This is a genomic window from Pseudomonas sp. LjRoot277 (assembly GCF_964253845.1).
GTDB lineage: Bacteria > Pseudomonadota > Gammaproteobacteria > Pseudomonadales > Pseudomonadaceae > Aquipseudomonas.
The window spans coordinates 2800663-2812165 of the sequence record NZ_CAXURI020000001.1 but is presented as its reverse complement, the minus strand read 5'-3'; the positions used below and the strand labels follow the sequence as shown (position 1 = coordinate 2812165).

Sequence of the window (11503 nt, the reverse complement as noted above, 5' to 3'; positions counted from 1 at the left end):
CGGCTGATATGAGTAACAACCTGATCGAAATCCGTGACCTGCGCGTCGCCTTTAGCGGCCAGGCCGTGGTGCGCAATCTGTGCCTGGACATCCGCCCCGGTGAATGCCTGGCACTGGTGGGCGAGTCGGGCTGCGGCAAGTCGGTGACCGCTCACTCGATCCTGCAACTGCTGCCCGAGACCGGTACCGAAACCACGGGCAGTATTCGCTACCGTGGCCGGGAGCTGGTCGGCGCTTCGTCCAAGGTGCTGCGAGAACTGCGGGGTAACCGCATCGCGATGATCTTCCAGGAGCCGATGACCTCGCTCAACCCGCTGCACAGCATCGAAAAGCAGATCGGCGAAACCCTGCTGTTGCACAAAGGCCTGGCCGGCAAAGCGGCGCAAGCGCGGATTCTCGAGTTGCTGCATCTGGTCGGTATTCAGAAGCCCAAAGAGCGGCTCAAGGCCTATCCCCATCAATTGTCCGGCGGCCAGCGGCAACGGGTAATGATCGCCATGGCCCTGGCCTGCGAACCGGAGTTGCTGATCGCCGACGAGCCGACCACCGCGCTGGACGTGACAGTGCAGCGCAAGATCCTGCTGCTGCTCAAATCCCTGCAACAGCGTCTCGGCATGTCGCTGCTGCTGATCAGCCACGACCTCAATCTGGTGCGCAGCATTGCCCAACGAGTCTGCGTGATGAAGGCCGGAGAAATCGTCGAGCAGGCACCTTGCGAGACGCTGTTTACCGAACCGAAACATCCTTATAGCTGCGTGCTTCTGAACGCCGAACCGGAAGGTGAAGCGCTGCCCCGGGACGAGCGCGAGAACGTGCTGGAAGTCGATAATCTGCGCGTTCAGTTTGCCCTCGGTGGCGGGCTGTTTCAACGCAAGACCTACCTGAAGGCCGTGGACGGCATCAGCCTGAACATTCAACGCGGCAAGACGCTGGGTATTGTGGGCGAATCCGGCTCCGGCAAGTCGACGCTGGGTCAGGCGATCCTGCGCTTGCTCGATTCCGAAGGCGGCATTCGCTTTCAGGGTGAAGCGCTGGATGGCCTGACGCAAAAACAGCTGAGGCCGTGGCGCAAGAAAATGCAGGTGGTGTTTCAGGATCCGTTCGGCAGTCTCAGCCCGCGGATGTCCGTGGCGCAGATCATCAGCGAAGGCCTTGAGGTGCATAGCCAGTTGACGGCTGACGAATGCAAAGCCGAGGTAATTCGGGCATTGGAGGAAGTCGGACTTGATCCGCAAAGCCGTCATCGCTACCCGCACGAGTTTTCCGGCGGCCAACGCCAACGCATCGCCATCGCCCGGGCGCTGGTGCTGAAACCGGCGCTGATCCTGCTGGACGAACCAACCTCGGCACTGGATCGCACGGTGCAAAAACAAGTGGTCGCCCTGCTCCGCCAGCTTCAGGAAAAACACGGTTTGACCTACCTGTTCATCAGCCACGACCTGGCAGTGGTCCGCGCACTGGCTCACGACATGATCGTGATCAAGGACGGCAAAGTGGTGGAAAGCGGTGCCAGCCACGACGTGTTCGATTCGCCGCAGCATCCGTATACCAAAGAGCTGTTAGCGGCAGCGCATCCTGGAGCCGTCCGATGAACACCACCGAAAGCCTCAAGGACTATCAGCGCGTTCGCCTGCTGGCGATCCGTTCCTTGTTCGAGATCATCGAGCAGTCCAGCGAAGGCACGGTGATTGTCGACCGCGATGCGAACATCGTCTGGATGAACGAGCGTTATGCCCGACGCTTCGGCCTGGAATCGGCGGAAGTGGCGATCGGCAAGGCCTGCGAAAGCGTGATCCCCGGCAGCCTGTTGCGCGAGGTGGTGCGCACCGGTCGGCCGATTTTGCTCGACATGCAGGACACCCCCAAAGAACCGCTGGTGGTGATGCGCCTACCGATTCACGACGACGCCGGCGTGGTGATCGGCGCCATCGGGTTTGCGCTGTTCGACGAATTGCGCAGCCTCTCGCCGATGCTCAAGCGCTACATGAGCATGCAGGAAGAACTGGCCTCCACCCGCTCGCTGTTGCGAGCGCGGCAGACCAAGTACAACTTCGCGCACTTTATCGGTACCAGCGCCGCCAGCCTCGAAGTCAAGCGCCGTGCCCGACGCAGTGCCAGCGCCGAGTCCCCAGTGTTGCTGCTCGGTGAAACCGGCACCGGCAAAGAGCTGCTGGCCCAGGCGATCCACGGCGCTTCGCCGCGCGCGCACAAAGCCTTTGTCAGCATCAACAGCGCGGCGATTCCCGAATCGTTGCTGGAAGCGGAATTCTTCGGTACCGCGCCCGGCGCGTTTACCGGTGCTGATCGCAAGGGTCGCACCGGCAAGTTGCAGATTGCTCAGGGCGGCACCCTGTTTCTCGATGAAATCGGCGACATGCCGTTGCCACTGCAAAGCAAACTGCTGCGGGTACTGCAGGAGAAAGAATTCGAGCCGGTGGGTTCCAACGAAGTGATCCAGAGCGATGTGCGGGTGATTGCCGCGACCTCCACGGATTTGCAAGCTGCGATCAAACGCGGTGAATTTCGCGCCGATCTGTATTACCGCCTCAACGTGCTGCCGATCCAGGTCCCACCGCTGCGTGATCGACTCGACGATCTCCCGGCGCTCAGTGAAGCCATTTTGGAAGAACTGCGCAGTCAGCACGAATTGAACCGCGAAGCCCTGGAACTGCTGGGTCAACATGCCTGGCCGGGGAATATTCGTGAGCTGCGCAATGTGCTGGAGCGTGCGGCGCTGCTCAGTGATGACTTGATGTTGAGTGCCACAGATATCCGCGCGGCGATTGGTACGTTCACACCCGTAGAGCGCGTGACGCCGGTAACGATTGAGCCGGTTGCGCATGAGACTTTCAGTGAGGCTCGAGAGCGGTTTGATCGGCAGTTGATTGAAGCCGCCCTCGAGCAATGCGGCGGGAAGGTTGTTGAAGCCGCGGCGCGGTTGGGGCTGGGGCGGTCGACGTTGTACAAGAAAATGGTGGCTCTGGGGATTGCAGAGTCTCCATAAAGAGACACAGGTCTCTATTGTTAGACGCGGCCTCGGGAGCGCTGCGCGCTCTTCGCGAGCAAGCCCGCTCCCACATTTCTACCGAGTCGTTCAAAAGAATGCGGTCAAATGTGGGAGCGGGCTTGCTCGCGAAAGGGCCTGCCCTGTCAGAAAAAGTCTCAAAATAGAGATAAACATTCTAGAACCAATGCTCAACTCAAAAAATATCCTTATATTTCAATACGTTGAATGCATGGCACGAAACTCGCTAAAGCCCTCTCCCACAACAGTTCCACCCTAAAAAAATAACAATCCAGGAGACACACCATGAGTGTGATCATTGCCTTGGCAGCCCTCACGCTGCTAATGCTCGCGGCTTACCGTGGCTACAGCGTTATCCTCTTCGCCCCGATTGCCGCCCTCGGCGCCGTGCTGCTCACCGACCCTTCCGCCGTCGCCCCCGCTTTCACCGGGGTGTTCATGGAGAAAATGGTCGGCTTCATCAAACTGTATTTCCCGGTGTTCCTGCTCGGTGCAGTGTTCGGCAAGCTGATCGAGCTGTCGGGCTTTTCGCGCTCCATCGTCGCAGCGGCGATTCGCCTCCTTGGCACGAGTCAGGCGATGCTGGTGATCGTACTGGTCTGCGCCCTGCTGACTTACGGCGGCGTGTCGCTGTTCGTGGTGGTATTCGCGGTCTACCCGTTTGCCGCTGAAATGTTCCGCCAGAGCAATATTCCCAAGCGACTGATCCCGGCGACCATCGCCCTCGGTGCCTTCTCGTTCACCATGGACGCCCTGCCCGGCACCCCGCAAATCCAGAACATCATCCCCAGCACCTTCTTCAACACCACCGCCTGGGCCGCGCCCTGGCTGGGCCTGATCGGCGCGATCTTCGTGGTCTGCGCCGGCATGCTGTTTCTGCAGCGCCAGCGCAACAAGGCGCAGCACGCCGGTGAAGGGTATGGCACCGATCTGCGCAATGAGCCGGAAACCGCTGCCGACATCAAACTGCCCAACCCGTGGATCGCCGTGTCGCCGCTGCTGGCCGTCGGCATCATGAACCTGCTGTTCACCCAGTGGATTCCGCAGTGGTACGGCAAGACCCACAGCCTCGCGCTGCCGGGCATGGCCGCGCCGGTGACCACCGACATCGCCAAGCTCACGGCGATCTGGGCCGTTCAGGCAGCCTTGCTGGTCGGCATCATCATGGTGCTGGTATTCGGCTTCCAGGCCATTCGCGGCAAGTTGGCCGAAGGCAGTCGAAGCTCAGTCAGCGGTTCGTTGCTGGCGGCGATGAACACCGCGTCGGAGTACGGCTTTGGTGCGGTGATCGCCTCCTTGCCGGGCTTCCTGGTATTGGCCGACTGGCTCAAAAGCATTCCCAATCCGCTGGTCAACGAAGCGATCACCGTGACCCTGCTGGCCGGCATCACCGGTTCTGCATCGGGCGGTATGAGCATTGCGCTGGCGGCCATGGCCAATGACTTCATCGCCGCCGCCCACGCCGCCAACATCCCGCTGGAAGTGCTGCACCGGGTGGCCGCGATGGCCAGTGGCGGCATGGACACCCTGCCACATAACGGCGCAGTGATTACCTTGCTGGCGGTCACCGGCCTGACCCACCGCGAAGCCTACAAAGACATTTTCTGTATTACGCTGATCAAGACCCTGGCGGTTTTTGTGGTGATCGGTACTTTCTACGCCACTGGCATTGTGTGAGGTATTCATGACGACTCTTTCGGGCAAGACTGCACTGGTCACCGGTTCCACCAGCGGCATCGGCCTGGGCATCGCCCTCAGCCTCGCCAAGGCTGGCGCCAATCTGATCCTCAACGGTTTCGGTGATGCATCCAAAGTGATTGCCGAGGTGGAGCTGCTCAATAACAAAAGCGGTGGCAAGGTCGGCCATCACCCGGCCGATGTCAGCGACCCGGCGCAAATCGCCGACATGATTGCCTACGCCGAGCGTGAGTTCGGCGGCGTGGACATCCTGGTCAACAACGCCGGTATTCAGCATGTGGCGCCGGTGGAAGACTTCCCGGTAGAGCGTTGGGATTCGATCATTGCGATCAACCTGTCGTCGGTATTCCACAGCACCCGTTTGAGCCTGCCAGGCATGCGCGCCAAAGGTTGGGGACGGATCATCAACATCGCCTCGGTGCACGGCCAGGTCGGCTCCGTGGGCAAAGCTGCATACGTGGCGGCCAAGCATGGGGTGATCGGTTTGACCAAGGTGGTGGGTCTGGAAACCGCCACCACCAACGTCACCTGCAACGCCATCTGCCCGGGCTGGGTGTTGACGCCACTGGTGCAGAAGCAGATTGATGATCGCATCGCCAAAGGGATCGACCCGCAACAGGCGCAGCATGATTTGCTGGCCGAGAAACAGCCTTCCCTGGAGTTTGTGACGCCGCCACAATTGGGCGAACTGGTGCTGTTTTTGTGCAGTGAGGCCGGTAGCCAGGTGCGTGGCGCGGCGTGGAATATCGATGGTGGGTGGTTGGCGCAGTAACCACCAGCAGACACCTGTGGCGAGGGGGCTTGCCCCCGTTCGGCTGCGCAGCAGTCGTAAAATGGTTGGCGCTACTATTTTCAGGACGGCTTCGCCGCCAAACGGGGGCAAGCCCCCTCGCCACAAAAGCCAGTGCGCATACACATAAGAAAGAAGAGGCAAGCCATGTCCGACATCCTCTGGCAACCCAGCGCCAAGCGCATCGGCAAGACCCGCATGGAGGCCTTTCGGCGCTTCATCAATCAGCGACACAACCTCCACGTCGACGACTACCCTGCCCTGCATCAATGGTCCATCGATCAGCGGGTCGCGTTCTGGCAGGCCATCGTCGATTTCTTCGACATCCGTTTCCACGATCAACCGGACGCTGTGCTGGTTGAGGGCGCGCAAATGCCCAGCGCCCAATGGTTTCCCGGCGCCACCCTGAACTTCGCCGAACACCTGATGCGCCGTCGCGACGATGCCGTGGCGGTCATTGCCATCGGCGAGAACGGCCAGCGTGAACACCTGACCTGGGCAGAACTGGCCGAGCATGTCGCCGGGTTTCAGAACAGCTTGAAAGCCGCCGGTGTCGGCCTCGGTGACCGCGTCGCGGCGTGCATGCCCAATACCTGGCAAACCCTCGTGGCGATGCTCGGCACCACCAGTTTGGGAGCGATCTGGTCCTGCTCTTCGCCGGACTTCGGCACCCAGGGTGTAATCGACCGTTTCGGCCAGATCGAGCCCAAAGTGCTGATCACCTGCGCCGGTTACCGCTATGCCGGCAAGGACATCGACCAGACCGCCAAGGTCAATGAAATCCTTGAACGCCTGCCGTCCTTGCAGCAGTTGATTGTCGTGCCTTACGCCCGGCCGCAAGCGCGCATCGAACACTTCCATACCCGGGCCAACGTGACGCTCTGGGATGATTTCTACGACGCTGGCGGCGAGCCGGATTTCGTTCCCGTGCCCTTCGCGCATCCGCTGTACATCCTCTATTCCAGCGGCACCACCGGCGTGCCGAAATGCATCATTCACAGCACTGGCGGCGTGTTGCTGCAACACGTCAAGGAACACGGACTGCATTGCGATCTCGGTTCCGGTGACCGGTTGTTCTACTACACCACGTGCGGCTGGATGATGTGGAATTGGCTGGTCTCGGCGCTGGCCGTGGACAGCGCGGTGGTGTTGTACGACGGCTCGCCATTTCATCCCGCCCCCGAGCGGCTGATCGACCTGATCGACGACGAATGCATCAGTGTCTTTGGCACCAGCCCCAAGTACCTCGCGACCCTGGAAAGCAGCGGCATCAAACCTCGCGAAAGCCATGACCTGAGCAGCCTCAAAACCCTGCTCTGCACCGGCTCCGCGTTGTCGCCGCAGAGTTACGACTACGTCTACCGCGACTTCAAGGCTGACCTGTGCCTGGCCTCTATGTCCGGCGGCACCGACATCGTTTCGTGCTTTGTGAACAGCAATCCGCTACAACCGGTACGCCGTGGCGAGATACAAGGCAAAAGCCTGGGCATGGCGGTGGAGGTCTGGAACGACAACGGCCAGCCGGTGATCGGCGAAAAAGGTGAGCTGGTGTGCACCCGCCACTTCCCGGCAATCCCCATCGGGTTCTGGAATGATCCTCAGCAGGAAAAGCTTCGCACCTCGTATTTCAGTCAGTTCCCCGGCGTCTGGGCCCAAGGCGATTACGCGGAACAATTGCCCCACGGCGGGATGATGATCCACGGACGCTCCGACGCTGTGCTCAACCCCGGCGGTGTGCGCATCGGCACCGCGGAAATCTACCGTCAGGTGGAGAAAGTCCCACAGGTTCTGGACAGCGTGGCCATCGGTCAGCAATGGCAGGATGACGTACGGGTGGTGCTGTTCGTGCGGTTGCGCGAGGGCGTCGAGCTGGACGAAGCACTGCAGCAACAGATCCGCCAGGTCATCCGCGCCAACACCACGCCACGGCATGTACCGGCGAAGATTGTCGCGGTGACGGACATTCCACGGACGATCAGTGGCAAGGTTGTCGAGTTGGCCGTGCGAAATGTAGTGCACGGGCAGAAGGTGAAGAACACCGATGCCTTGGCCAATCCCGAGGCGCTGGAACAATTCCGCAATCGCCCCGAACTCCTTGATTGACAGAGATCAAGTGTGGGAGCGGGCTTGCTCGCGAAAGCGGTGTGTCAGTCGACATCTACATTGATTGTTAAACCGCTTTCGCGAGCAAGCCCGCTCCCACAGGAGTTGCACATCAGTCCATGAGCCCCCATTCGCCCGGCGGCGCATGGAGGCCTGGTGATGCTTCGGCGTGCAGCTTCAGCCGCAGGCGCAAATTGTTCACCGAATCCGCATGCTTCAACGCTTCCTCCTCATCGATAGACCCTTCTGCGACCAACTCGAATAGCGCACCGTCAAACGTCTGCATCCCCAGCTCCACAGACTTCTCCATGATTCCCTTGAGCTCTGAAAACTCATTGCGCCGGATCAAGTCGCCGACGGTCGGGGTCCCGATCATCACTTCCACCGCCGCCCGTCGCTGACCGTCACGGGTATGCACCAACCGCTGGGAAACGAAGGCCTTGAGGTTGTTGCCCAGATCATGAAGCAGCTGCGGCCGGCGTTCTTCGGGGAAGAAATTGATGATGCGGTCCAGCGCCTGATGAGCGTTGTGGGCATGCAGGGTGGAGATAACCAGATGACCGGTATCGGCAAACGCCAGCGCATGCTCCATCGTCTCGCGGTCACGGATTTCGCCGATCAGCACCACGTCCGGTGCCTGGCGCAGGGTATTTTTCAAAGCGGCGTGAAAACTGCGGGTGTCGACGCCGACTTCGCGCTGGTTGATGATCGATTTTTTGTGCCTATGGATGTACTCGACCGGGTCCTCGATGGTGATGATGTGGCCACTGCTATGGCGATTGCGGTAGTCAATCAACGCTGCCAGCGAAGTTGACTTGCCCGAGTCAGTAGCGCCGACGAACAGCATCAGTCCTTGTTTGAGCATCACCGTTTCGAGCAGCACCGGCGGCAGCTTGAGGTCTTCGAAACGCGGAATGTCGAGTTTGATATTGCGCGCCACGATCGACACATCGTTGCGTTGTTTGAAGATATTGACCCGAAAGCGCCCGACACCGGTCAAAGAGATCGCCAGGTTCATCTCCAGCTCCCGATCGAACTCCAGACGCTGTTCGGCGTCCATGATGGACGCGGCAACGGCCGCGACTTCTCCCGGCTTGAACGGCTGATCGGCCAAGGGTTTAAGCACACCCTCGAACCGTGCGCTGGGTGGCGCACCGGTAGACAGATAAAGATCGGAGCCATTCTGGCTGGCCAGGAGCCTTAACAGTGCATCGATTTCCATGGCAAAAAGCACCCGCGAAGCATTCAATGAATAAAAATGACCCAAAAAGGGTCATACAGCGTCTTCTGCGGTACAAGGATAGTTGACACCGCTACACCGACTTAAATGCAGGACATCTAGATGAACGCATCACCGACCGGCAGCGATGCCCAGGCCTTGATTGCCCGACTAGACTGGAGACGCAGCCCGCTGGGCGCGGCCAGTACCTGGCCACAAAGCCTGCGAACCGCCGTGGATATCGTGATTCATTCGCCGATGCCCATGCTATTGCTGTGGGGGCCGCAGCTCACGCAGATCTACAACGACGGCTTCGCCCTGCTGGCCGGCAGCAAGCATCCACACGCATTCGGACAGCCGACACACCTGATCTGGCCAGAGTTAAAAGACTTTACCGACCCCATTTACAGCGCCGTCCTACAAGGACAGGTACGGACCTACAGCGAACAGCGCTTCACCTTGCAACGCAATGGCCATGATTCCGACTTCTGGCTGGACCTGACCTACAGCCCCATCCGCGATGAAAGCGCCCAGGTCGCCGGGATTCTGGTGACCGCCATCGAAACCAACGAACGCCGACGCATCGCCCTCGAACTCGAGCAGCGTTCGGCCGCCAGCCTCAAGGCCCAGCACGAAACCGAGGAGCGTCTGCAACTGGCCCTCGCGGCCACCGACGCCGTCGGCACCTGGGACTGGGACATAAACGAAGACCGCTTCATTGCCGACGCCCACTTCGCCCAGTTACACGGTATCGACCCGCTGCTCGCCAATCAGTTGCCCATCAGCGCCTACCTTCAGGGGGTGCACCCGGAAGACCGCGCCATGGTCGCCCGCAGCATCAAGCACTCCATCACCCACGGCACCGAGTACGCCGAGGAATATCGCCTGCTGCAAGCCGACGGTCAGCTGCGCTGGGTGTTTGCCCGGGGTCGTTGCTACAAGGACCACCATGGCCGGCCGATCCGCTTCCTCGGCGCCGCCCTGGACCTGACCGAACGCAAACACACAGAACAAGCCTTGCGGCAAAGTCAGACCGAGCTGCAACTGATCATCAACGCCATGCCGATCCTGATCAGCTACGTGGACAGCGAGGAACGCTTTCGCCTGAACAATGCGGCCTACCTCGACTGGTACGGGCTGACGCCTCAGGAGCTCTTTGGCAAAACCATCCGTGAAGTACTGGGTGACGAAGCCTATGCCTTGCGCGCCGAATACATCGCCCAGGCACTGTCCGGCAAGCCTTGTAGTTTCAGCATCCGCACCCCGCACCGTGACGGCAGTATCCGACATGCCCTGATGAACTACTTGCCGCGCCACGGTGCGGATGGTGCGGTCAATGGTTTCTATATCTTTGTGATCGACGAAACCGAGCGCAAACAGACCGAAGAAGCCCTGCGCAATCTCAACGAAACGCTCGAGGAACGGGTCGCCGCCCGCACCCAACAATTGGCTGAATCCAACCAGCGACTGCAGAACGAGATGTTCGAACGCGAACGCGCCGAAGAGGCGTTGCGCCATGCGCAGAAGATGGAAGCGCTCGGCCAGCTCACCGGCGGCATCGCCCATGACTTCAACAATATGCTCACCGGGATCATCGGCAGCCTCGACTTGATGCAGCGCTACATCGCCGACGGGCGCGCCGCCGAGGTGGGCCGTTTCACCGAGGCGGCAGTGTCATCGGCCAACCGCGCCGCCGCCCTGACCCATCGCCTGCTGGCGTTTTCCCGGCGTCAGTCACTGGACCGCAAGCCGCTGAACGCCAATGATCTGATCCATTCTCTGGAGGATCTGCTCAGCCGGACCAAAGGCGAGCACATCACGCTCAAACTGCAACTGGCCGAGGACGTCTGGCCGGTCAGCACCGACGTCAGCCAGCTGGAAAATGCCCTGCTCAATCTGGTGATCAACGCCCGGGACGCCATGCCCGATGGCGGCGAGTTGCGGATTGAAACCGCCAACGTTTACCTCGACAGCAGTGACATCAACACCCTGGAACCGGTCAAGGCCGGGGATTATCTGATGATTGCCGTCAGCGACAACGGTAGCGGCATGACACCGTCGGTGCTGGCCAAGGCTTTCGACCCGTTCTTCACCACCAAACCCATCGGCCAGGGCACCGGTCTTGGGCTGTCGATGATCTATGGTTTTGCCCAGCAGTCGGGCGGTCATGTCAGCCTGTTCAGCTTGCCGGGCCAGGGCACCAGCGTTCGTCTGTACCTGCCGCGGCTGCACGCCGCAGAGCCCGAAAACATCCTGATGCCGGTCACCAGCGAAGCGCCGGCCGCGATCGCCGGTGAAACCGTGGTGTTGGTGGAGGACGACCCGGCGGTGCGCATGCTGGTACTCGACCTGCTCAACGAGCTGGGTTATCACGCCCATGAAGCCAAAGACGCGAAGACCGCCCTGCCCCTGCTGGAGTCCGACCTGCGGGTCGATTTGTTGGTCACCGATGTCGGACTGCCGGGAATGAACGGTCGACAATTGGCGGAGATTGCGCGCCAGCACCGCCCCGAACTCAAAGTGCTGTTCATGACCGGTTACGCGGAAAAAGCCGCCGAGCGCCAGGGCTTCCTGGAAGAAGGCATGGACATGGTGGCCAAGCCCTTTTCCATTGACCTGCTGGCCAACAAGATTCGCGCGATGATCGGCCAACCGGACTGAGTTAAGG

Annotated in this window: 7 protein-coding genes; 6 read left to right on the top strand and 1 reads right to left on the bottom strand. The window is 60.5% G+C overall.

Annotated elements, in window-relative coordinates; genetic code table 11:
* Positions 1-8: 8 nt before the first annotated feature.
* The 5 genes from ACSQ87_RS13370 (at position 9) to ACSQ87_RS13350 (ending at position 7616) form a co-directional block, all read left to right on the top strand.
* Positions 9-1592, top strand: a complete 1584-nt coding sequence (locus ACSQ87_RS13370; protein WP_223430205.1) for an ABC transporter ATP-binding protein — start codon at positions 9-11, stop codon at positions 1590-1592.
* A complete protein-coding gene (locus ACSQ87_RS13365; protein WP_223430206.1) occupies positions 1589-3004 on the top strand; it encodes a sigma-54 interaction domain-containing protein in 1416 nt (471 codons plus the stop codon). Before ACSQ87_RS13370 ends, ACSQ87_RS13365 begins: the two co-directional genes overlap by 4 nt.
* Positions 3005-3310: 306 nt before the next feature.
* Entirely contained in the window at positions 3311-4702 is a 1392-nt protein-coding gene (locus ACSQ87_RS13360; RefSeq protein ID WP_223430207.1) for a GntP family permease, read from the top strand.
* A gap of 7 nt (positions 4703-4709) precedes the next feature.
* The gene (locus ACSQ87_RS13355; RefSeq protein WP_223430208.1) at positions 4710-5495 is read left to right on the top strand and encodes a 3-hydroxybutyrate dehydrogenase; all 786 of its coding nucleotides are present in this window, start codon (positions 4710-4712) and stop codon (positions 5493-5495) included.
* Positions 5496-5660: 165 nt separating this feature from the next.
* Entirely contained in the window at positions 5661-7616 is a 1956-nt protein-coding gene (locus ACSQ87_RS13350; protein WP_223430209.1) for an acetoacetate--CoA ligase, read from the top strand.
* A 112-nt stretch (positions 7617-7728) separates the two neighbouring features.
* On the opposite strand, the gene ACSQ87_RS13345 is transcribed toward ACSQ87_RS13350, so the two are convergent.
* The gene (locus tag ACSQ87_RS13345; RefSeq protein WP_223430210.1) at positions 7729-8838 is read right to left on the bottom strand and encodes a PilT/PilU family type 4a pilus ATPase; all 1110 of its coding nucleotides are present in this window, start codon (positions 8836-8838) and stop codon (positions 7729-7731) included.
* Positions 8839-8958: 120 nt separating this feature from the next.
* Between ACSQ87_RS13345 and ACSQ87_RS13340 the strand changes: the two genes are divergently transcribed.
* Complete coding sequence (locus ACSQ87_RS13340; RefSeq protein ID WP_223430211.1) at positions 8959-11496, top strand: PAS domain-containing hybrid sensor histidine kinase/response regulator; 2538 nt, start codon at positions 8959-8961, stop codon at positions 11494-11496.
* Positions 11497-11503: the final 7 nt, after the last annotated feature.